A 22,283-nucleotide genomic window follows, 5' to 3' on the forward strand; every position below is an offset into this window, starting at 1 on the left:
CAACGACTTTCCAGGAAGGCACGGATTATGGGGGATCTGGCAATAGATTTCTGCGGCGAGTGGCATGAGCCCTCGGACGAGGACATCTTCAGCATCGGCCGCGAAGGCGACCTCGAGGTGGACGACAACCCGTACCTGCACCGGCAGTTCCTGCAGATCGCCCGCTATGACGGCATCTGGTGGCTGAGCAACGTCGGCAGCATGCTCTCCGCGACCATCGCCGATGCCTCCGGCGGGATGCAGGCGTGGCTCTCTCCGGGCGCCCGGATTCCGCTGGTCTTCAGCCACACCAACGTCATCTTCACCGCGGGCCCCACCACCTACGAGTTCGCCGCCCACCTGCGGACCCCCGCCTTCCGGCAACAAGCCCGCGACGAGGACAGCGGCGGTGACACCACGATCGGCCCCGTGCTCTTCACCACCTCGCAGAAGGCCCTGATCGTGGCCCTCGCCGAACCCATGCTGCGCCGGGAAGGGACCGGCTTCAGCGCCATCCCGTCCTCGGCCGACGCCGCCAAAACCCTGGGCTGGGCCCTGACCCGGTTCAACAGAAAGCTGGACAACGTGTGCGACAAGCTCGACAAGGTGGGGGTCGCCGGCCTGCGGGGCGGCGGCGGGAAACTCGCCACCAACCGCCGCGCGCGGCTCGTGGAACACGCCGTCACCTCACACCTGGTGACCCCCGCGGACCTGTACCTGCTTGAAAAGCACGACACCGCAGAGCAGACCGCCGAAGAGCAGACAGCTGTAAAGCACACCGAAGAACTGACTGGAGCCGACAAAGCGTGAGAATCCGACTGACGCTGCGCCGCGACCCGGCCGAGGCCAAAGACCTCGCCGTCACCGTTGACGGGCTCGCCACCGTGGCGGACATCGCCACCCAGCTCTGGGCGGCCGATCCGGCACGGCGGGGGACCCCGCCGCCGTCGAACCTGTCCCTTCGCATCGAGGAGGCCTTCGCCGCCGGCGGCATGAAGGGCAGCATCCTGGACCGCAAGGACAACCTGCTCGAATCCGGGCTGCGGCCGGGCTCCATCGTCTCCCTGACCCAGCTCAGTGAGCAGTTCGCGACGCCCGGCGCCACCCGGGGACCGGCGGCGGCGACGCTGCGCGTGCTGTCCGGGCCCGACGTCGGACGCGAATTCTCGCTGCCGTCGGGCACCAGCTACATCGGCCGGGACCGCGACGTCGACATCCGGCTCACGGACCCGCTGACCTCCAAGCGGCACGCCCGCATCACGGTCGGCGAGACGGTCGAGATCGTGGACACGAATTCGGCCAACGGGCTGCTGATGGACGGACTGCCGGTCACCCGCGCCACACTGAACTCCTCGGACACAGTGGCCCTGGGCGACACCACCGTCTCGGTGGTCTCGCTCGGCACCGGGCACAGTTCCGCCCCGAGCTCGCCGCTGATCGATTTCAACCGCTCGCCGCGCGTGGTGCCCCGGTTCGAGCTGCAGAAACGGATGCTCCCGGCCGGGCCCAAACGACAGGAGCACCACGCGTTCCCGTACATCATGCTGCTCGCGCCGCTGATGATGGGCGGCATCCTGTTCGCCGTCACGCAGAACGTGCTCTCGGTCGTGTTCATGCTGATGATGCCGCTGTTCATCGTGGGCCATTACGTGGACCAGAAGCTGCAGGCCAAGCGGGAGAAAAAGGAACAGCTCAAGCAGTTCCGCGAGTCCATGGCCGCCTTCCGGACGGACATCACCCGGCTGCAGAACGTGGAACGCTCCGTCCGGCTGCAGGAAGCACCCTCGGTCAGCGACACCGTCGACTCGATCTACAAGCTCGGCCCGCTGCTCTGGACCCACCGGCCCGAGCACACCGGCTTCCTGGGCCTGCGCTTCGGCCTGGGCACGTCGCCCTCGCGGATACAGTTCGAGGAGCCCAACAGCAACGACACCGAGGCCGAATACATGGCCGAAATCCAGGAGTGCATGGCGCAGTTCCGGGACATCGAAGGCGTGCCGGTCGTCTCGCAGCTGCGCTCCGCCGGGTCCTTCGGCCTCGCCGGGACCCGGGGGCTCGTCGACGACGTGGCCCGCGGCATGGTCCTGCAGCTCGTCGGCCTGCACTCGCCCGCGGAAGTGGTCCTGGCCGCCATCACCTCGGCGCAGTCGAAGGAACGCTGGGAATGGCTGCAGTGGCTCCCGCACGTCGGCTCCGGCCACAGCCCGCTCAGCGGCGACCACCTCGCCGCCGGCCCCGCGGGCGGCTCGGCCCTGCTGTCCCGGCTGGAAGACCTGATCGACCAGCGGGAGGCCGCCTCCCAGAGCCCGCGCCCGGCCCTGCGGCCCGGCGTCGACCCGCTCGGCACGGACCTTCCGGAACCGCTGCTGCCCACCGTGCTGGTCGTCGTCGAGGACGACGCCCCGGTGGACCGCGGCCGGCTTACCCGGGTCCTTGAGCGGGGCCCGGACTCGGGCGTGCACGTGATGTGGGTGGCGTCCTCGGTGCAGCAGCTGCCGGCCGCCTGCCGGGACTTCATGGCCGTCGACGGCGACCACGGCACCACCACCGGCCAGGTCCGGCTCGGCCGGCACACCTTCCCGGTGAGCTGCGAAAGCCTGGACGCCGGCCTCGCCGCCCAGCTGGCCCGCATGCTGACCCCCGTCGTCGACGTCGGCAAGCCGCTGGAGGACGACTCCGACCTGCCGCGTGCCGTGTCCTACGCGACCCTGATCGGCAAGGACTTCCTGGACAACCCGGCGGCCGTGGCCGAGCGCTGGACCGAAAACAACTCGGTCCGGGCCTCCGCCGTGCCCAACCGCAAGGACAACGGCACACTCCGGGCCCTGGTCGGCTCCAAGGGCATCGAACCTCTCTACCTCGACCTCAAGAACGAGGGCCCGCACGCCCTCGTCGGCGGCACCACCGGCGCCGGCAAGTCCGAGTTCCTGCAGTCCTGGGTGATGGGCATGGCCGCGGCCTACAGCCCGGACCGCGTGAGCTTCCTCTTCGTCGACTACAAGGGCGGCGCCGCGTTCGCGGACTGCCTGCACCTGCCGCACACCGTGGGCCTGGTCACCGACCTCTCCCCGCACCTGGTCCGCCGCGCGCTGACCTCGCTGCGGGCCGAGCTGCACCACCGGGAACGGCTGCTGAACCGGAAGAAGGCCAAGGACCTGCTGGAACTTCAGCGCGAAGCGGACCCGGACGCGCCGCCGTACCTCATCATCATCGTGGACGAGTTCGCCGCCCTCGCCACCGAGGTGCCGGAGTTCGTCGACGGTGTGGTGGACGTCGCCGCCCGCGGCCGTTCCCTGGGCCTGCACCTGATCCTGGCCACCCAGCGCCCGGCCGGCGTGATCAAGGAAAGCCTGCGCGCCAACACCAACCTGCGCGTGGCGCTGCGGATGGCCGACGTGGATGACGCGATCGACATCCTCGGCGTGCCGACGGCCGCCTACTTCGACCCGTCCATTCCCGGACGCGGCGCCGCGAAGACCGGCCCCGGCAGGATCCAGGGTTTCCAGACCGGATACGCCGGCGGCTGGACCACCGAGAAGCCGCAACGCCCGCAGATCGAGATCGTCGAGATGGCCTTCGGCTCCGGCCCGGCCTGGGCCGCCCCGGCGCCCGAGACCCCGGTGAAGGAAGAGGCGGCGGGCCTGAACGACATCGCCCGGATGACGGCCAACATCATCAGGGCCGCCGACGTGCTCTCCATCGACCCGCCGCGCAAGCCCTGGCTGGACGAACTCGCCACCACCTACGACTTCTCCCGGCTGCCGAACCCGCGCACGGACGAACGGCTCCTCCTCGGGGTCGCGGACGACCCGGCGCACCAGGACCAGCCGACGGTGTTCTACGAGCCGGACCGGGACGGCAACATGGCCATCTACGGCACCGGCGGCTCGGGCAAGTCCGCGGCCCTGCGCGGCATCGCCATCGCCGCGGCGGTCACCCCGCGCGGCGGGCCCGTGAACGTCTACGGCATCGACTGCGGCTCCTCGGGGCTGAAGATGCTCGATGAGCTGCCGCACGTCGGCGAGATCATCAACGGCGACGACGTCGAACGCGTCGGCCGGCTGCTGCGCTGGCTCCGGGACCTCGCCGACGACCGCGCGGCCCGCTATTCGGAAGTCCGGGCGTCGACCATCGTGGAGTACCGGACCCTCGCGGAACGGCCGGAGGAAAAACGGATCTTCGTGCTGGTGGACGGCATGTCCGCGTTCCGCGAGGCCTATGAATACAGCAAGCTCTCCGCGCTGTGGGACATCTTCCTGCAGCTGGCCACCGACGGCCGCCCGCTGGGCATCCACCTCGTGGTCAGCGGGGACCGGCCCAACTCCGTGCCGGCGTCGCTGCTGGCCTCGATCCAGCGCCGGCTCGTGCTGCGCCTCTCCTCCGAGGACGACTACCTGTCGATGGATGTGCCCAAGGACGTCCTGGGCCAGGCCTCGCCCCCGGGCCGCGGCCTGCTGGGCAATCTCGAGGTGCAGCTCGCGGTGCTCGGCGGCAACTCCAACCTGGCCGTGCAGGCCCGCGAGGTGCACAAACTCACCGAGGCCATGCTGCGCCAGGGCGTCGAACGCGCCCCGCAGATCGAGCGCCTTCCGGACCAGATCGACCTCGACATCCTGCCCGCCGGCAGCCCGGACCTGCCGGTGATCGGCGTCGACGACGAGACGCTCCAGCCCGCCGAGATCCTGGCCAAGGGCCCGCTGCTGCTGGCCGGCCCGCCCGGGTCCGGCCGCACCGTGGCCCTGGTGACCCTGGCGTACGCGCTGCGCCGCTCCGACCCCGGCGTTGAACTGCTGTACATCGGCGCCCGCCGCTCCGCCGCGGCGTCACTGAAGCTCTGGGACCGCTCCGTGGTGGGCGCGGACGACGTCGAGGCAGCCATCGATGAGCTGGTGGACTACTCCACCGGCACGCCGGGCAAGCTCGCGATCTTCATCGAGGGGCTGACCGACTTCACCGGCACAGGCGCGGAATCCGGGATCGAACGGCTCGTCACCGCCTCGATCAAGGCCGAACAGTGGGTGGTGGGCGAATCCGAGACCTCCACCTGGTCCTCGGCCTGGTCCCTCGCGCAGCCATTCAAGTCCGGCCGCCGGGGCCTGCTGCTCAACCCGGGCGACATCGAGGGCGACAGCCTGCTCAGCACGTCGCTGGGCCGGGTCAGCACGGACTTCATCCCGGGCCGCGGCTACATCGTCGGCCGCGGCAAGGTCCGCAAGCTCCAGGTCGCTCTGCCGCCCGAAAACCGGAACTAACCCCCCGTTGCCCTATCACTTGTGGTTGCTACTGGGCCCTCAGAAGGACCAAAACTGATAGGGCAACGGGGATGATCCAGCGGGAATGGGCGGGCCGGGCGTGCTGGGGCGCCAGTCTTGTAATGTCTGTGTATGGCCGACGCGACGAATCGGGTAGACGCGACCGATGGCGCGGTCCAGGACAGCGGCAGTGTCCTGGACACCGCGTTTTTCGCGTTCAGCGGGTTGGCCGCCGTCTGGCTCGCCACGATCCTCTTTGACGAGAGCCTCCACTGGGACCACCTCTGGTTCTCGGTTGTCTTCTGGGCTGCCCTGGCGTATCTGGTCCTGCCGCGGCTGCACCGGATCCTGACCCGGATCTACCTGCCCGACTATTTCATCGGCCGGGCCCGAACCAGCGACGGGCTGCTCGGAGACCCCGTCAATGTGGCGCTGCTTGGCTCAGCGGAGCAACTCCATTCGGCCATGCACCAGGCCGGCTGGACCTTGGCGGACGACGTCGATCTGGCCAGCAGCCGACGGATCGTCACCGCCACACTGACACGGCGCAGCTACAACGAGGCCCCGGTCAGCCCGCTGTTCCTTTTCGGCCGGCAGCAGGACTTCGCGTACCAGCAGGAAGTCGACGGGAACCCGGGGAGGCGCCATCACATCCGCTTCTGGCGCTGCCCGCCGGGGTGGGTCCTGCCCGGCGGGGTCAAGGTCGACTGGCTTGCCGCAGGCACCTATGACCGTTCGGTGGGGCTGTCGCTGTTTACACTCCAGATCACGCACAAAATCGAGGAAAACATCGACCAGGAACGGGACTACGTGCTGGCTTCGCTTCAACAGGGCGCACCCGACGTCGAGGTTCGCGTTATCCCGGACTTTTCGACCGGATACCACGCCCGCAACGGCGGCGGGGACAGCATATCGACCGACGGCGACCTGCCCGTCGTCGACCTCACGAGACTCACGCCCCAGCCCGGAACGATCGTGCCGGCGGCGGCGGACCGCCGGCACCACCGGCCGGCACCGACGCTGTTCGGCGGCGTCCTCGTGGTCCTGCGCGGCGTGGCAGCCCTCGCGCTCGCCGCCGGCCTGCTCGCCGGGAGTCCCGCGGTGGTGGCCGAGATCGACGCCGACGGCCTCTTACCGCACGTCGCTGTGGTCCTCGCCGCCTTCGGGATCACCGAAATGCTGCTGGCCTGGTTCATTCTTCGCGGCGGCAACCGGTCCCGGCTGGCGGCCATGTTCCTGAGTGCTGCCGCCATCGTGACCCAATGGATCGCCGTCCTCAACGGCGGCCCGGGAGTCACTTTTGCGACCAACCTGGTGGGACTCTCGCTGGACATCCTCCTGATTATTGCCCTGTCGAGCCAGCGGTCCCGCGACTTTGCGCGCCGGAACGGCCAGCACACCGCCGCGCAGGCGAAGGCCCCCCGCGCGGGCGTCCCGGGCACACGCACCTGACCGGACAATGTCGGCGATCTAGGGCAGGATAGGTCTGTGAGCACAGCTAACACTGCGGCAGAAGCCGGCACATCCACCCCCTCCGAGGCCGTCCGCGAAGAGTACGAGGACCTCGTCGAGGAGGTCCGCAAGCACCGCTTCGCGTACTACCAGGAGGACGCGCCGATCATTTCGGACGCCGAGTTCGACGAGCTCTACCGGCGGCTGGAAACCATCGAGGCCATGCACCCGGAACTGGTGGCCAACGATTCCCCGACCCAGGAGGTGGGCGGCGAGGTCTCCGCCGCCTTTACCGCCGTCGAACACCTGCAGCGGATGTACAGCCTGGAGGACGTCTTCTCCCTCGAGGAGCTGGAGGCGTGGATCGCCAAGGCGGAAGCGAACATCGCCAGGCTCGGCAACGGGACCCCGGCCTGGCTCACCGAACTCAAGATCGACGGGCTCGCCGTCAACCTGCTCTACCGCGACGGCGTGCTGATCCGGGCCGCCACCCGCGGCGACGGCACCACGGGCGAGGACATCACCCACAACGTCCTCACCATCAAGGAAATCCCGCAGCAGCTGCGCGGGGAGGGCTTCCCGGCCGAGATGGAAGTCCGCGGCGAGGTCTTTATCCCGTCGCAGGCCTTCGCGGAATTCAACGAGGCGCTGATCGAGGCCGGCAAGGCACCGCTGGCCAACCCCCGCAACGCCGCCGCCGGCTCGCTGCGCCAGAAGGACCCGGCGGAAACCGCCAAGCGGCCGCTCCGGATGTACGTGCACGGCATCGGCGCCCGCGAGGGACTCGACACGGCCAGCCAGTCGGAGACCTACCGCCGGCTCGCCGAATGGGGTCTGCCCACCAGCCCGTACTTCGAGGTCCTGCCCGGGCTGAAGGACGTGCTGGAATTCATCACCCGCTACGGCGACAAACGCCACAGCCTCACCCACGAGATCGACGGCATCGTGGTCAAGGTCGACGACTTCGCCACCCAGCGCGCGCTCGGCTACACCTCCCGGGTTCCGCGCTGGGCCGTCGCCTACAAGTACCCGCCCGAGGAAGTGCACACCAAGCTGCTGGACATCGCCGTCAACGTGGGCCGCACCGGCCGCGTCACCCCGTACGGGGTGATGGAGCCCGTCAAGGTGGCCGGCTCCACCGTGGAGATGGCCACCCTGCACAACCAGGAAGTCGTCAAGGCCAAGGGCGTCAAAATCGGCGACATTGTGGTGCTGCGCAAGGCCGGGGACGTCATCCCGGAGATCGTCGGACCGGTCCTGGCCCTGCGCGAGCAGCAGGATCCGCCGGTCCGGGACTTCGTTATGCCCACCGAATGCCCCGCCTGCGGCACCCCGCTGGCGCCGGCCAAGGAGGGGGACGTGGACATCCGCTGCCCCAACGCCCGCTCCTGCCCGGCGCAGCTGCGCGAACGCGTGTTCCACCTCGCCGGACGCGGCGCCTTCGACATCGAGGCCCTCGGCTGGGAAGCCGCCATCGCCCTGACCCAGCCGGCCGAGCCGGAAACCCCGCCGCTGACCACCGAGGCGAACCTGTTCCGGCTGACCCCCGCGGACCTCGCCGATGTCCGCATCCGGCGGGAAAAGCGCTCCAAGGGCGTGGCCACCGGAGAGTTCGAGCTGGTGCCGTACTTCTTCAGCAAGGGCACCGCCAAGACCCCGTCCAAGCCGACGGCCACCACGGAGAAGCTGTTCCGCGAGCTGGAGAAGGCCAAGACCCAGCCGCTCTGGCGGGTCCTCGTGGCGCTCTCCATCCGGCACGTCGGCCCGCGGGCCTCCCGCGCCCTCGCGACGGCCTTCGGCAGCATGGACAACATCCGGCAGGCCTCCGAGGAGGAGCTCGCCCACGTCGACGGCGTCGGGCCGGTGATCGCCGCGGCCCTGACCGAATGGTTCACCGAGGACTGGCACCGCGAGATCGTCGACACCTGGGCGGCCGACGGCGTCCGGATGGAGGACGATCGCGACGAGTCCACGCCCCGGACCCTGGAGGGACTGACCATCGTGGTGACCGGCAGCCTGGAGGGCTTCAGCCGGGACGAGGCGAAGGAAGCCATCCTGACCCGCGGCGGCAAGGCCTCCGGCTCGGTTTCGAAGAAGACGGACTACGTCGTGGCCGGCGAGAACGCGGGCACCAAGCTGGACAAGGCCGAACAGCTCGGCGTGCCGGTCCTGGACGAGGACGGCTTTCGGGCGCTGCTGGCCAACGGCCCGGCGGACGGCGCCGCCGGTCCCGCGGGAAGTCCCGCGGAACCCGTAGCCGCCGTGGACCGGGACGACGCCGGCGACGGAGCCATCGAGGACGCCGAAGAGGACCACCAGGAAGTCGTGGCCGAATGAGCGCCGGCACCGCCGAACCGTCCGCCGGTTCCCTGCCGGCCGCGCTGCTGGAACTCGCACAACGGGCGGCGGCGGCCGGGGCTGCAGTGCTGGCCGGCCGGAAGACGGCAGGGCTGGAGGTCACCAACAAGGGCGACTCCGGGGACTGGGTGACCGCGTTCGACCTGGCCGCGGAAACCGCCGTCCGCGACGTCATCACCGCGGCGAGGCCGTTCGACACCATCACCGGCGAGGAAGGCGGCACCGTCCTTCCGGCGTCGCCCAGCGGCTACCGCTGGTCCATCGACCCGCTCGACGGGACCACCAACTTCATCCGCAACATCGTCTACTACGGCACCTCCGTCGCCGTGGCGGACCCCGACGGCGTCTGGCTGGCCGGCGTCGTGCACGCCCCGGCGCTGGGCCGGAGGTACTACGCGCTCCGCGGGCAGGGCGCCTGGCTCGAGGAAGACGGCCGGCTGACGCAGCTGTTCGGGCCGGTTGCGGGGCGCGCCGGGCAGATCCTGGCCACCGGGTTCAGCTACGACCCGGACGTGCGTGCAGAACAGGCGGCCGGTCTGGGCAGCATCATGGACGGCTTCGCCGACGTCCGCCGGCTCGGCTCCGCCGCCCTGGACCTCTGCCTCGTGGCGGACGGCACCCACGACGCCTACGGTGAACGGGGCCTGAACGAACACGACTTCGCCGCCGGCGCCCTCATCGCCGAGGAGGCCGGCTGCTGGGTGCGCCGTCCGCGGCTGACCAGCCCGCTGGACGGCGGCCCCTCCGACGACGAGCGCCTCGCGGCCTGGACCTGCGCAGGGACGCTGGAACTCTCCGGCAAGTTCCCGCTTTGACCCGGCCCCTAGTGTCTGACCCGGCCCTTAGTGACAGCGCCTGGGATCCGGCCCTGGCGGGCGGCGCGTCGGACCCGGCCCTTGGGCAGCGCCGTTCTGATAGTTCAGTCACGGAAACCGCTGTTCCGTGATCCGGCGCGGGAGCCCGCCCGTACCATGGACAGGTGCATCCTCAGATCCTCATCCGCCCCGCAGTTCCGGCCGACTACGACGCCATCGCGCGCATCACCCGGGACGCCTATCTGGCCGCAGGCTACTTCGAGAGCGCCGACCACCCGTACATGCGGCAGATCCAGGACGTGGCCCGGCGGGCCGCGAAGGCCACCATCTGGGTGGCGGAACGCGCGGGAAGCGTCATCGGCTCCGTGACCCTCGCCGTCGCCGGGGAACCCTACGCTGACATCGCCGAGGCCGACGAGCTGGAATTCCGGATGCTCGTCGTGGACCCGGCCGTGCAGCGCAGCGGTGCCGGCAAAGCCATGGTCCACGCCATCCTGGACCATGCCCGGTCGCTGCCCGGAATCAACGCCGTGGCGCTGACCACGGGCCTGACCTGGGAAAGCGCCCACGGGCTCTACCAGAAGACCGGCTTCCAGCGGGCGCCCGAGCGTGACTGGATCGTGCCGGACACCGACATCCGGCTGCTGGTCTACCGCCAGGAGCTGTAGGTCCGCCGGAGGCCCCGGACGGCCCCCGGGCGCCAGGAACCCGAGGGCCGCCGCCTCCGTTGGGGTAGGGTTTGGGACAATCGAAACGCTCAACCTGGAGGATCCATGGCACCGCACATCCCCGGCTCAATCGACGAGAAGCTCCTCGGTCTGTACCTCTCGGACCACCTGACCGGAGCCACCGCCGGCGTCTCCCGGATCCAGCGCATGGCCGAGGCCTTCGCCGACACCCCGGTGGCCGCGGAGCTGTCCCGGGTCAGTGCTGAAATCACCCGGGAACGCGACGTGCTCTCCGGCCTGATCCGGGATCTGGGCGTGCGGCGGCGCCCGCACCGCCAGGCGGCCGCGTGGCTTGCCGAGCACGCCGGCCGGCTCAAGCTGAACGGGCGGATTGTGCGGCGGTCCCCGATGACCATGGTGCTGGAGGCCGAGCTGATGCGCGCCGCGATCCTGGGAAAGCTCGGCGGCTGGCAGACCCTGGAAGAGCTGGCCCCCGAGCTCGGACTCGACCCGGCGACCTTCAGGAAATTTGGCGACGATGCCCGGTCCCAGATCGAGGCCCTCAGCCGCGTCCACGAGCACGCCCGCAGCAACGCCTTCCGCAAGAACCGGGACATCACCACCTGACCCGGGACGCCCGGCCGACATATTTGCGCCGGTTTACCGGCAGCGCCGCCCGCCGCCCTAAAGTGGTGCCGACTCCACGGCACACTGCGAAAGGCACCTCCATGCGCAAGACATTCGGCACCGGTTCCGTTTGGGAACAGAAGGTCGGCTACTCCCGGGCCGTCCAGGTGGACAACACCCTTTACATCTCTGCCACGGCCGCTAGCGGCGAGGACGGCGTCGTCGGGGAGGACTTCTACACCCAGACCCGCTACATCCTCGACAAGCTCGGCACCGTCCTGGCCGACGCCGGCTTCGGCTTCGCCGACGTGGTGCAGTCCAAGTTGTACCTGACGGACATCAGCCAGTGGGAGGAAGCCGGACGCGCCCACGGTGAAGTCTTCGGCGAGATCCGCCCCACCCTGGCCCTGGTCCACGTGCTGCCGTTCCTGGATCCCAAGATGCTGGTCGAAATCGAACTCGTCGCCCAGAAAAGCACCCGCTGACTCCGCGTTGCTGTGGGGCCGCGGATCAGGCGCCTGCTGACGGCGGCAGGCCGTACCGGTGCTCGGGCCGGCCGGTGGTGCCGTAACGCAGCTGGATGTCGACGGCGCCGTCGTCGGCCAGCGCTGAGAGGTACCGCTGGGCGGTAGCCCGGGAGACACCCACGCGGGTGGCGACCTCGGCCGCCGAGTACTGCTCGCCCGGCACCAGCGATTCCAGCACGGCGGCTTCCGTGGCGGACCGGGGCTTGGCCGAGGGAATGACGTCCCCGGGGATCAGTGCGCGCTTGGCCCGTTCCACCGTGTCCTGCGTGACGTTCCCCGGCTGGGCAAGGATCCGGCGGTAGCGCGCATAGGAGCGCAGCTGCTGGGACAGCGACTCGGCCGTGAACGGCTTGAGCAGATAGCCCAGCGCCCCGCGCCGGAACGCGAGCCGGAGCGAGGCCGTGTCCGCGGCGGCGCTCAGGATCATCGTGTCCACGTCCAGCTGGTGCAGCAGGTCCAGGCCCGACGCGTCCGGCAGGTAGACGTCCAGCAGCACCAGGTCCGGGCGCAGGCTGTGGATGGCCTGCAGCGCCAGCGACGCCGAGCCGGCCGGGGGCAGCGCGAGGAACCCCGCCACCGAGTCCACATAGGCCGCATGCAGCTTGGCGACGTGGAAATCGTCGTCGACGATCAGCACCCGGAAATCCTCAGACATCGTTGTCCCTTTCGTTGGGCGCCGTCGCATTGCGCGCCGTCTCATTGCGCGCCGTCGCATTGGGCGCCGTCGTCCCCGGCAGGGTCGCCATGAACACCGCGCCGGGTCCGCCGGGGGAGCCGGGGTCCAGCACCTTCACGTCCCCGCCGCGGCGGCGCGCCAGCTGCCGGGCCAGCGCGAGGCCCAGTCCGTGCCCGGCCCCCGCCCGGGCCGGGCGCTCCGACGTCGTGAATCCTTCCGCGAACACCGCGTCCGCACCGGATGTGGCGGCACCGCCGGCCCCGGCGGCCGGCAGTCCGTCGCCGGAATCCCCGACGACGATCAGCAGCGTCCCGCCGCTGCCCCCGGTGCCGGGCTCGTCGAGCACTTCCACCTCGACCCAGCGCGCCGGCGCGGAGCCCGCGACGGCGGCGTTCACCGCGTTGTCGATCAGGTTGCCCAGGACCGTAGTGACTTCCTGCGGCTCGGTGACCTGGCCCCGGACGAGGGTTTCCGGGCCGAGCCGCAGGGTCACGCCGCGTTCGTCCGCTTCCACGCCCTTGGCGCCGAGGAAGGCCTGCAGGTACGGGTCCTGGAGCAGCTCGGCCTGGTCCACGGGGAACTTCAGCGGCCCCGTGGCGGCCAGCCGGGCCAGGTAGTCGCGGGCCTGCTGGTGCTGGCCGATGCTCATGAAGCCGGCGATGGTGTGGAGCTGGTTGGCGAACTCGTGCCGCTGGGCCCGCAGCGCGGTGGACATGGTGCCCACCGCGTCCAGCTGGCGGGTCAGCTGCTGGAGCTCGGTCCGGTCCCGCAGCATCACCACCCAGCCCAGGTCCTCGCGGCCGTGCAGCGCCTTCCGGGCGCTCGCCACCAGCACGCGCCCGCCGGCGACCAGTTCCACCGCGTCGCCTTCGGCGGCGTCGGCCCGGGTCAGGGCGGGCAGCTGGGCGGGCACCGGGGCGTCGGCCCACGGCGTCCCGGTGAGATCGGGCTGACCCAGCAGGCGCTGGGCCGCGGAGTTGAACACGCTGATCCGGCCGTCCGCCGCGACGCCGATCACGCCGTCGTCGACGCCCTGCAGGACCGCGACCTGGTCGTGGACCAGGGTGCTGATTTCCTCCGGCTCCAGGCCCAGGGTCAGCCGCTGGAGCCGGCTCCGGAGCAGGAAGGAGGCGAGCACACCGACCAGCAGGGCGCCGGCCGCGATCAGGGCGATCGGGACGATGTCCCGGGAGAGACTCTGGCTGATGGATTCCGTGGAGTAGCCCACACTGACCTCACCCACGACGGCGTCCGAGCCCGGGGCGAACACCGGAACCTTGGCCCCGGCGGAGGGGCCCAGGGTGCCGGTGTTCCGGGTGGTGACTTCCTTGCCGGCCAGGGCCTCGGTCGGGTCCGTGCTGACCCGTTCGCCGAGCCGCTCCGGATCGGGGTGCGCGAGCCGCAGGCCGGCCTCGTCGGTGATGACCACGAACAGGGCGCCGGTGCGGGCGCGGGCACCCTCGGCGGCGGCCATCAGCGGCCCGGCGAGCAGTTCCGCGGCCGGGGGAGTGCCGGGCCGGGCGCTGATCTGCTGCACCTCGACGCGGACCTCAGGGTCCGAGGCCACGGTCCGGGCCAGCGTCAGGGCCTGGTTTTCGGCCTCGCGCCCCAGCCGGTCGTAGGTGAGCCAGCCGTGGACAGCGCTCGTCAGCAGCACCACCAGCGCCACGACGCCCAGCTGCAGCAGCAGGGTCTGGGTGGAGAACCGCAGGGGAGACCGGCGGGTCAATCGTGGCACGGCGGTCCTCCTTCGGTGTGAGCACAATGCGCAAAATGCGTCCAATAAGCAGTATGCCAATCAAATGAGGCAAAGACCCAGCCGTGACGGACGCCACTCTAACGTCTGTAGTACGCATCACACCGGGGTGGTGCGATTCAATGAAGAAGGAGCCGGCCGTGCTGGTATTACTAGGATTCGCCATGATCGCGGTATTCATGGTGCTGATCATGACAAAGAAGCTGACGCCCGTGCTGGCGCTCATCATCGTCCCCACCGTCTTCGGACTCTTCGCCGGCGCAGGCCTCGGCATCGGCCCGATGGTCATGGACTCGATGAAGTCGATGACGTCCACGGCAGCCCTGCTGATGTTCGCCATCATCTACTTCGGCCTGATGATCGACGTCGGGCTCTTCGACCCGCTGGTCCGGTTGATCCTGCGCAAGCTCGGCAACGACCCCGCCAAGGTGGTCCTCGGCACGGCCATCCTCGCCGCCGCGGTATCGCTCGACGGCGACGGCTCCACCACCTTCATCCTCACCACCGCGGCCATGCTGCCGGTCTATCTGCGCCTCAAGATGAGCCCCGTCGTCCTGACCTGCGTGGCGGGCCTCGCCAACGGCACCATGAACATCCTGCCATGGGGCGGCCCCACCGCCCGTGCCGCAACCGCGCTGAAGCTCGACGTCAACGACGTCTTCGTTCCGATGATCCCCTCGCTGGTCGCCGGCCTCGTGGTCGTGTTCGTCTTCGCCTGGCTCCTGGGCCTGCAGGAGCGCAACCGGCTCCGCGCCGTCGCCCCGGAGATCTGGGACCCGGCTGGTACGTTCGACGGCGGCACGTTCGACGGCGGCACCGCCACCGGCGGCAGCCGCACCGGCCGCTTCGGTTCCGGCGGCAAGGGCTCAGCCCCCGCCGGGGGAGTTTCCACCGTCGGAAGCCCCGCCACCGGAGGATCCTCCGTCGCCGTCCTGGAACGCCCCGAGGACCTCGTCGACGACCGCGATTCGGCCATGGCCGACACCGCGCTGGACCCCAACCGCTCCACCCTGCGGCCCAAGCTGTTCTGGTTCAACCTCGGCCTGACGGTGGCAGTCATGGTGACGCTCGTTGCCAACGTTGTTCCGCTCCCGTACGTCTTTATGGTGGGTTCCGCCATCGCCCTGCTGGTCAACTTCCCGAACGTCAAGGAACAGAGCGCCCAGCTGATCGCCCACGCACCCTCGATCGTCGCCGTCGTCAGCATGGTCATGGCTGCAGCCGTCCTGACCGGCGTCCTGAACGGCACCGGCATGGTCAAGGCCATGTCCGAATGGCTCGTGGCGATCATCCCGGCCGACATGGGCCCGTTCATGGCCATCATCACCGGTGTGCTGAGTATCCCGATGACGTTCTTCATGAGCAACGACGCCTTCTACTTCGGCGTCCTGCCGGTCCTCAGCGAGACCGCGGCACACTACGGCGTCAGCGCCGCGGACATGGCCCGGGCCTCGATCACCGGCCAGCCGTTCCACCTGCAGAGCCCGCTGGTCCCCGCGATCCTGCTCCTCGTGTCCCTCGCCAAGGTGGACCTGGGCGACCACCACAAGAAGGTCCTCTGGCGCACCGCCGTCATCTCCCTGGTCATGCTCGCCGTGGGAGTACTGACCGGAGCCATCGGCATCGGCTAACAAACCCGCGAGGTGACAGTTCGCGCCGGTGTTTTCCCAAAACATCGGCGCGAACTGTCACTTCGGCGTTAACGCCCTTGCCGCAGGGGTCCGCCGGGAAGTAACGGCAGGCGAACCCACGTAGACTGGGACGGAAAATAATCCGAACTTGCAGGGGAGATCCATGGCTGCGATCAACCGCGACGACGTCGCGCATCTCGCGCGTCTCGCGCACATCGAGATGAGTGCTGAAGAGCTCGACAGGATGGCCGGCGAACTCGCCGTCATCGTCGATTCAGTGAAATCCGTCAGTGAAGCCGCCGGTGATGACGTCCCGGCCACGTCCCACCCGATCCCGCTGACGAACGTGTTCCGCGAGGACGTCGTGGGCCACACTTTCACCGCCGAGCAGGCACTCTCCGGCGCCCCGGACGCGTACGAAGGCCGCTTCAAGGTCCCGGCAATCCTGGATGAGGGCTAAGAACATGACTGAGAACAACGAACTGATCCGCTCCTCCGCCGCGACGCTCGCCGGCAAGCTGGCCGCCCGCGAAGTCTCCGCCGTCGAGGTCACCCAGGCGCACCTGGACCGAATCGCCGCCGTCGACGGCAAGGTCCACGCCTTCCTGCACGTCAACACGGACGAGGCGCTCGCCGTCGCCGCCGAGGTCGACGCGATCCGCGCCGCCGGCGGCGCCGCGGCACAGGAACTGCACGCCCTCGCCGGGGTGCCGATCGCCGTCAAGGACCTGATCGTCACCGTCGGCCAGCCCACCACGGCCGGCTCGAAAATCCTCGAAGGCTGGCACAGCCCCTACGACGCCACCGTGGTCAAGCGGCTGCGCGCCGCGAAGATGCCGATCCTGGGCAAGACCAACCTGGACGAATTCGCGATGGGCTCTTCCACCGAGCACTCCGCCTTCGGCCCCACCCACAACCCCTGGGACCTGGACCGGATCCCCGGCGGCTCCGGCGGCGGGTCCGCCGCCGCCGTCGCGGCCTTCGAAGCCCCGCTGGCCCTCGGCACCGACACCGGCGGCTCCATCCGCCAGCCCGGCGCCGTCACCGGCACGGTCGGCGTGAAGCCCACCTACGGCGGCGTATCCCGCTACGGCGCGATCGCGATGGCCTCCTCGCTGGACCAGATCGGCCCCGTCTCGCGCACCGTGCTGGACTCCGCCCTGCTGCACCAGGTCATCGGCGGGCACGACCCGCACGACTCCACCTCGCTGCCGGACCCGCTGGAAGACCTCGTCGCCGCCGCGTCGATCGGCAACGTGCGCGGCATGAAGATCGGCATCATCAAGGAACTCCACGGCGAGGGCTACCAGACCGGCGTCGAGAACCGCTTCAACGAATCCCTCGAGCTGCTCAAGGGTGCCGGCGCCGAAATCGTGGAGGTGTCCTGCCCCAACTTCAAGTACGCCCTGGGCGCCTACTACCTGATCATGCCCTCGGAGGCCTCCTCCAACCTGGCCAAGTTCGACGGCGTCCGGTACGGCCTGCGCGTGCTGCCCGAAGACGGCCCGATGACGATTGAACGCGTCATGGGTGCCACCCGCGCCGCCGGCTTCGGCGACGAGGTCAAACGCCGCATCATCCTCGGCACCTACGCCCTGAGCGCCGGCTACTACGACGCCTACTACGGCTCGGCCCAGAAGGTGCGCACCCTGATCCAGCGCGACTTCGACGCCGCGTTCGCCAAGGCCGACGTGCTCATTTCCCCGACGGCGCCGACCACGGCGTTCAAGCTCGGCGAGAAGCTCAACGACCCACTGGCGATGTACCTCAACGACGTCGCCACCATCCCCGCCAACATGGCCGGTGTCCCCGGGCTCTCCCTGCCCGGCGGGCTGGCCGACGAGGACGGACTGCCGGTCGGCGTCCAGTTGCTGGCCCCGGCCCGCCAGGACGCCCGGCTCTACCGCGTCGGCGCGGTGCTGGAATCCCTGCTCGAGGCCCAGTGGGGCGGCCCGCTGCTGGACAAGGCCCCGTCCCTGACGGACCCGTCCCTGACGGACCCGTCCCTGACAGGCCCCGCCCTTAACGACACCGTCGCGAGCCACGGAGGTTCCCACTAATGTCTGACGCAACCCTCAGCTTCGAAGAGGCGATGGAGAAGTACGATCCCGTCCTGGGCTTCGAGGTCCACGTGGAGCTCAACACCAAGACGAAGATGTTCTCCTCCGCCCCGAACGTGTTCGGCGACGAGCCCAACACCAACGTCAACGAGGTGGACCTGGGCATGCCCGGCGTGCTGCCGGTGGTGAACCGGACCGCGATCGAGTCCTCGATCAAGATCGGCCTGGCGCTCAACTGCAAGATCGCCGAGAAATGCCGCTTCGCCCGGAAGAACTACTTCTACCCGGACACCCCGAAGAACTTCCAGACCTCCCAGTACGACGAGCCCATCGCGTACGACGGCTACCTGGACATCGAGCTCTCCGACGGCACCGTGTTCCGCGTCGAAATTGAGCGCGCGCACATGGAGGAGGACGCCGGCAAGCTGACCCACATGGGCGGCGCCACCGGCCGCATCCAGGGTGCGGACTACTCCCTCGTGGACTACAACCGCTCCGGCGTGCCTCTCGTCGAGATCGTCACCAAGCCGATCGAGGGCGCCGGCAGCCGCGCGCCCGAGCTCGCCAAGGCCTACGTCGCCGCGGTCCGCGAGATCGTCAAGAACCTCGGCGTCTCGGACGCCAAGATGGAACGCGGCAACGTCCGCTGCGACGCCAACGTCTCGCTCCGCCCGCACGGCCGCGAACGCTTCGGCATCCGCTCCGAGACGAAGAACGTCAACTCGCTGCGCGCCGTCGAACACGCCGTCCACTACGAGATCCGGCGGCACGCCGCCGTGCTGGACTCCGGCGAGCCGGTCATTCAGGAGACCCGCCACTGGCACGAGGACACCCGCTCCACGACCTCGGGCCGGCCCAAGTCCGACGCCGACGACTACCGCTACTTCCCGGAACCGGACCTGGTGCCGATCGTCGCCTCCCGCGAATGGGTCGAGGAACTCCGGGCCACGCTGCCCGAGCCGCCGGCCGCCCGCCGGAAGCGGCTGCAGGCCGACTGGGGCTACTCCGACCTGGAATTCCGCGACGTCGTCAACGCCGGCGTCATGGACGAGATCGAGGAAACCATTGCCGCCGGCGCCACCGCCACCGTGGCCCGCAAGTGGTGGATGGGCGAAATCGTCGGACGGGCCAAGATCGCCGACGTCGATCCCGGCCAGCTCGGCGTCGCCCCGGCGACCATCGTGGAACTGAACACGATGGTCGAGGACGGCAAAATCAACAACAAGATGGCCACCGAGGTCCTCGACGGCGTGCTCGCCGGCGAAGGCACCCCGGCGGAAATCGTGGCGAAGCGGGGCCTGGCCGTGGTCTCCGACGACGGACCCCTGCTCGAAGCCATCGACGCGGCCCTCGCGGCGCAGCCCGGCGTCGCGGACAAGATCCGCGGCGGCAAAGTCCAGGCGATCGGCGCGATCGTCGGCGGCGTCATGAAGGCCACCCGCGGGCAGGCCGACGCCGGCCGCGTCCGCGAGCTGATCCTGCAGCGCCTCGGCGTCGAAGGCTAGGTCCCGCCAAGCCCAACTGGCTCGCAGCAGGGTCCGTTCTGAGCGCTCAGAACGGCCCCTGCTGCGAGCTACTTGGGTTAACGGGGGCTATGTTCAGCCGGCCGCTCCGGCCCTATGCTGGTGCCCGAGGTTCCGGTGACAGGCCGGCCCGGGGGAAGGGCGAACCAATGGCGGTTCCACAGCGCACCGGATGGCGAAGTGTTGTACTGACGGGCGGAATCGTCGTCGCCCTCAGCGGGGCAGGGGCGGCGGCAGTCTGGGCCGGCACCGCGCAGTCCGTGACCCCGCTAACCAGCCCCACGACGCCAGCGGCCCAGCCACCCGGTAATCCGCCCGCAGAAGGGCAGGCCCGGAAGAAGGACCGTGCCATGCCACTGCACGGCGAAAGCGTGGTCAAAAAAGGCGACGGCGGATTCGAGACCCGGCTGACCCAGCAGGGCGTCATCGAGGCCGTGAGCAGTACGTCGATCACCGTCAAGAGCGAGGACGGCTTTAGCCAGACCTACGCCATCAACGCCGGAACAAAAATCACGAAACTGCCCGCTCCTGCAACTGACGGGACCATCCCGAGAGACAGCAAGGGCAAACGGCTCAAGCCCGCCGCCGCCACCGCAGCGGACCTCAGGGCCGGGGAACAGGTGCGGATCAAAGGCGTCAAAGACGGGTCCGGCAGCACTGCCGGGCGTATTGCCGCCGGAGCTCCGGACGTTCTGGGGCCGGGCAATGGAATGGGCAGGGGACTGGGCAACGGAGCAGGCAAGCACCCCGGAAACGGACACTGGAAGGACAAGGCCGCGGGGCGGGCCCCCTAGGGCCGGTCCGTGACCAGTTCGGTCATGATGGTCTGCAGCGCTTCGCAGACCATCATGACCGATCTGCGTTTAAGGTTCTCCGGGCGGGCCAGAATGTCGATCCGGCGCCTGGTGCTGATGCCCTCGAGCGGCCGCAGCACAATGCCCGGATTCAGCACCGGCCGCGCCGTATACCGCGGCAGCAGCCCGACCACGTTCCCGGTCGCCACCAGCGCCGCGACCGTGGAGTAGTCGTTGATCCGGTGCACGATGTTCAGTTCCCGGCTGGAGACGGCCGCGACGGCGGAGAGCACGTCCGCGGGGGAGTAGCCGGTGCGGCTGGTCACCCAGGGTTCCCCGACGACGTCGTCCGCCGTCACCGCCCGCTGCCCGGCCAGCCGGTGCCCGGCCGGCAGCGCGACATCCAGCGGCTCGTGCGCGAGCGGAATCACCGCCACCCGCTCCCCGGGCCAGGCCGCGCTGTGGTCCATCCGGTGCGCGAGCACCAGGTCATACCGGGCAGTCAGCGCGGGGAAGTCCTGCTGGGCGACGTCCTCGTCCGAGAGCAGGATCCGCGGCTGCCCCGGCCCGGCCAGCAGCCGGGCGAGCGTGGCGAACAGGGCCTGGCCCGCGCTGTGGAACCCGCTCAGGGTCACCGGCGCCACCGGCGAGCCGTGGTAGGCGCCGATCGCCGTCCGCGCGTCCGCCATGGCGCTGACGACGGCGGCCCCGGCGTCCGCGAGGACCTGCCCGGCCTCGGTCAGGACCAGGTTCCGGCCCTCCTTGCGGGTCAGCGGCACGTCCACGGATTTCTGCAGGGCGGCCAGCTGCTGCGAGACCGCCGAGGGTGTGACGAGCAGGGTTTCGGCGACGGCCTTGACGCTCCCGAGGGCCCCGAGTTCGCGGAGCATCTCCAGCTGGTGGATTTCCATGCCGCCCAGTCTATGCGCAAGGGAGAGCTAAATCGTCGATTGAGAAAAATACGGTTGTGCTAACGCTTTGCAGCGGCTCTAATGGGGTGAGTTGACCCACACGAGCTGCCCCGGGCAGCGGATCTACCCGTGCCTGACGAGGGCACAGTCAGGAAGGCCCATGAAGGCTCTCTACAAGGCCGGCGCCCACGCAGGCTTCGAACTCGTGGACCGTCCCGAACCCGAAACCGGGCCCGGCGACGTCAAGATCCGCGTCATGACCACGGGGATCTGCGGCACCGACCTGCACATCCAGTCGTGGGACGCGTGGGCGCAGGGCATCATCAACGCCCCCCTGATCGCCGGCCACGAGTTCTACGGCGAGGTCGTCGAGACCGGCGAGGACGTCCTGGACGTCAAGACCGGCGACCGCGTCTCCGGCGAGGGCCACATCGTCTGCGGGATCTGCCGCAACTGCCGCGCCGGCCGCAGGCAGATGTGCATCAACACCGTCAGCGTCGGCGTCCAGCGCGACGGCGCCTTCGCCGAGTACGTCGTGATCCCCGAAACCAACGTGTGGGTCCACCAGGACCCGTCCGTGACGCCGGAACTCGGCGCCATCTTCGACCCTTTCGGCAACGCCGTCCACACCGCGCTCAGCTTCCCCCTCGTCGGGGAGGACGTGCTGATCACCGGTGCCGGGCCCATCGGACTGATGGCCATCGCCGTCGCCCGCCACGCCGGCGCCCGCAAGATCGCGATCACCGACGTCTCCGCCCCGCGGCTGGAACTGGCCCGCAGACTCGGCGTCGACCTGGCGATCGACGTCTCGAAGATGCGCGTCAAGGACGCCCAGCGCGAACTGGGCATGCGCGAGGGATTCGACATCGGAATGGAAATGTCGGGACACCCCACGGCGCTGCCTGAGATGATCGACAACATGAACCACGGCGGCCGGATCGCGATGCTGGGACTGCCCAGCCAGTCGATCGACATCGACTGGGGCAAAGTGGTCACGCATATGCTCACCATGAAGGGCATCTACGGCCGCGAAATGTTCGAGACCTGGTACGCGATGAGCGCCATGCTCTCCTCCAACCCGGTCCTGCACGCCAACATCTCCGCCGTCGTGACGGACACCCTTCCCGCCACCGACTGGGAAAAGGGCTTCGAGATCGCCCGCGCCGGCGTGGGCGGCAAAGTGGTCCTCGACTGGACCTGCTTCTAACCCGCCCCCGATTCGGCCCACCGACCCCACCAGCTGAGGAGCACAAC

General features: G+C 69.5%; 17 protein-coding genes. 14 read left to right on the top strand and 3 right to left on the bottom strand.

What is annotated here, in order from left to right:
* The first annotated feature begins 27 nt into the window (after positions 1–27).
* The 8 genes from AC06G6_RS05875 to AC06G6_RS05910 all read left to right on the top strand — a co-directional run bounded on the left by AC06G6_RS05875 (position 28) and on the right by AC06G6_RS05910 (position 11,636).
* Positions 28–789: a hypothetical protein gene (locus AC06G6_RS05875; RefSeq protein WP_479827242.1), complete on the top strand. Its 762-nt coding sequence runs from the start codon at positions 28–30 to the stop codon at positions 787–789.
* Positions 786–5,231, top strand: a complete 4,446-nt coding sequence (locus tag AC06G6_RS05880) for an FtsK/SpoIIIE domain-containing protein (RefSeq protein ID WP_479827245.1) — start codon at positions 786–788, stop codon at positions 5,229–5,231. The genes AC06G6_RS05875 and AC06G6_RS05880 overlap by 4 nt, the downstream gene beginning before the upstream one ends.
* Before the next feature lie 132 nt (positions 5,232–5,363).
* Positions 5,364–6,683, top strand: a complete 1,320-nt coding sequence (locus AC06G6_RS05885) for an LssY C-terminal domain-containing protein (RefSeq protein ID WP_479827247.1) — start codon at positions 5,364–5,366, stop codon at positions 6,681–6,683.
* 36 nt (positions 6,684–6,719) lie between these two features.
* Positions 6,720–9,020 carry an NAD-dependent DNA ligase LigA gene (gene ligA, locus AC06G6_RS05890; protein WP_479827249.1) on the top strand — a complete coding sequence of 767 codons (2,301 nt, stop codon included), beginning with the start codon at positions 6,720–6,722 and terminating at the stop codon, positions 9,018–9,020.
* Positions 9,017–9,856, top strand: coding sequence for an inositol monophosphatase family protein (locus AC06G6_RS05895; protein WP_479827251.1), 840 nt, complete (start codon positions 9,017–9,019; stop codon positions 9,854–9,856). Before ligA ends, AC06G6_RS05895 begins: the two co-directional genes overlap by 4 nt.
* A 164-nt stretch (positions 9,857–10,020) precedes the next feature.
* A complete protein-coding gene (locus AC06G6_RS05900; RefSeq protein WP_479827253.1) occupies positions 10,021–10,524 on the top strand; it encodes a GNAT family N-acetyltransferase in 504 nt (167 codons plus the stop codon).
* Positions 10,525–10,629: 105 nt separating this feature from the next.
* Positions 10,630–11,151 (top strand): hypothetical protein, encoded by a 522-nt coding sequence (locus AC06G6_RS05905; RefSeq protein ID WP_479827255.1) that lies wholly within the window; start codon positions 10,630–10,632, stop codon positions 11,149–11,151.
* A gap of 101 nt (positions 11,152–11,252) precedes the next feature.
* Entirely contained in the window at positions 11,253–11,636 is a 384-nt protein-coding gene (locus AC06G6_RS05910; RefSeq protein ID WP_479827257.1) for a RidA family protein, read from the top strand.
* A 25-nt stretch (positions 11,637–11,661) separates the two neighbouring features.
* Here AC06G6_RS05910 and AC06G6_RS05915 read toward each other — a convergent pair whose 3' ends face one another.
* Both AC06G6_RS05915 and AC06G6_RS05920 read right to left on the bottom strand, forming a co-directional pair.
* Positions 11,662–12,333 carry a response regulator gene (locus tag AC06G6_RS05915; RefSeq protein WP_479827259.1) on the bottom strand — a complete coding sequence of 224 codons (672 nt, stop codon included), beginning with the start codon at positions 12,331–12,333 and terminating at the stop codon, positions 11,662–11,664.
* The gene (locus AC06G6_RS05920; RefSeq protein ID WP_479827261.1) at positions 12,326–14,092 is read right to left on the bottom strand and encodes a sensor histidine kinase; all 1,767 of its coding nucleotides are present in this window, start codon (positions 14,090–14,092) and stop codon (positions 12,326–12,328) included. Before AC06G6_RS05920 ends, AC06G6_RS05915 begins: the two co-directional genes overlap by 8 nt.
* Positions 14,093–14,250: 158 nt before the next feature.
* Between AC06G6_RS05920 and AC06G6_RS05925 the strand changes: the two genes are divergently transcribed.
* From AC06G6_RS05925 to AC06G6_RS05945, 5 genes are all read left to right on the top strand, one after another.
* Entirely contained in the window at positions 14,251–15,741 is a 1,491-nt protein-coding gene (locus AC06G6_RS05925; protein ID WP_479828553.1) for a CitMHS family transporter, read from the top strand.
* A 163-nt stretch (positions 15,742–15,904) separates the two neighbouring features.
* Positions 15,905–16,201, top strand: coding sequence for an Asp-tRNA(Asn)/Glu-tRNA(Gln) amidotransferase subunit GatC (gene gatC / locus AC06G6_RS05930; protein WP_056432749.1), 297 nt, complete (start codon positions 15,905–15,907; stop codon positions 16,199–16,201).
* 4 nt (positions 16,202–16,205) lie between these two features.
* Complete coding sequence (gatA, locus tag AC06G6_RS05935; protein WP_479827264.1) at positions 16,206–17,801, top strand: Asp-tRNA(Asn)/Glu-tRNA(Gln) amidotransferase subunit GatA; 1,596 nt, start codon at positions 16,206–16,208, stop codon at positions 17,799–17,801.
* Entirely contained in the window at positions 17,801–19,306 is a 1,506-nt protein-coding gene (gene gatB / locus AC06G6_RS05940) for an Asp-tRNA(Asn)/Glu-tRNA(Gln) amidotransferase subunit GatB (RefSeq protein WP_479827266.1), read from the top strand. Before gatA ends, gatB begins: the two co-directional genes overlap by 1 nt.
* Positions 19,307–19,674: 368 nt before the next feature.
* On the top strand, positions 19,675–20,118 hold the full coding sequence (locus AC06G6_RS05945; RefSeq protein WP_479827268.1) for a hypothetical protein: 444 nt from the start codon (positions 19,675–19,677) through the stop codon (positions 20,116–20,118).
* Here AC06G6_RS05945 and AC06G6_RS05950 read toward each other — a convergent pair.
* Positions 20,115–21,029: a LysR family transcriptional regulator gene (locus AC06G6_RS05950; RefSeq protein ID WP_479827270.1), complete on the bottom strand. Its 915-nt coding sequence runs from the start codon at positions 21,027–21,029 to the stop codon at positions 20,115–20,117. The two genes, AC06G6_RS05945 and AC06G6_RS05950, sit on opposite strands and share 4 nt — an antisense overlap.
* 160 nt (positions 21,030–21,189) lie before the next feature.
* Here AC06G6_RS05950 and tdh point away from each other — a divergent pair, with 160 nt between their 5' ends.
* Positions 21,190–22,236 (top strand): L-threonine 3-dehydrogenase, encoded by a 1,047-nt coding sequence (gene tdh / locus AC06G6_RS05955; RefSeq protein ID WP_479827272.1) that lies wholly within the window; start codon positions 21,190–21,192, stop codon positions 22,234–22,236.
* The last annotated feature ends 47 nt before the right edge of the window (positions 22,237–22,283 follow it).

This window comes from Arthrobacter sp. CJL-S3, from assembly GCF_056711635.1.

Bases quoted from the DNA above. Each gene is read 5' to 3' on its own strand.
- AC06G6_RS05875 (WP_479827242.1), top strand. From the start codon at position 28: ATGGGGGATCTGGCAATAGATTTCTGCGGCGAGTGGCATGAGCCCTCG.
- AC06G6_RS05885 (WP_479827247.1), top strand. From the start codon at position 5,364: ATGGCCGACGCGACGAATCGGGTAGACGCGACCGATGGCGCGGTCCAG.
- AC06G6_RS05895 (WP_479827251.1), top strand. From the start codon at position 9,017: ATGAGCGCCGGCACCGCCGAACCGTCCGCCGGTTCCCTGCCGGCCGCG.
- AC06G6_RS05905 (WP_479827255.1), top strand. From the start codon at position 10,630: ATGGCACCGCACATCCCCGGCTCAATCGACGAGAAGCTCCTCGGTCTG.
- AC06G6_RS05910 (WP_479827257.1), top strand. From the start codon at position 11,253: ATGCGCAAGACATTCGGCACCGGTTCCGTTTGGGAACAGAAGGTCGGC.
- AC06G6_RS05915 (WP_479827259.1), bottom strand. From the start codon at position 12,333: ATGTCTGAGGATTTCCGGGTGCTGATCGTCGACGACGATTTCCACGTC.
- gatC (WP_056432749.1), top strand. From the start codon at position 15,905: ATGGCTGCGATCAACCGCGACGACGTCGCGCATCTCGCGCGTCTCGCG.
- gatA (WP_479827264.1), top strand. From the start codon at position 16,206: ATGACTGAGAACAACGAACTGATCCGCTCCTCCGCCGCGACGCTCGCC.
- gatB (WP_479827266.1), top strand. From the start codon at position 17,801: ATGTCTGACGCAACCCTCAGCTTCGAAGAGGCGATGGAGAAGTACGAT.
- AC06G6_RS05945 (WP_479827268.1), top strand. From the start codon at position 19,675: ATGCCACTGCACGGCGAAAGCGTGGTCAAAAAAGGCGACGGCGGATTC.
- AC06G6_RS05950 (WP_479827270.1), bottom strand. From the start codon at position 21,029: ATGGAAATCCACCAGCTGGAGATGCTCCGCGAACTCGGGGCCCTCGGG.
- tdh (WP_479827272.1), top strand. From the start codon at position 21,190: ATGAAGGCTCTCTACAAGGCCGGCGCCCACGCAGGCTTCGAACTCGTG.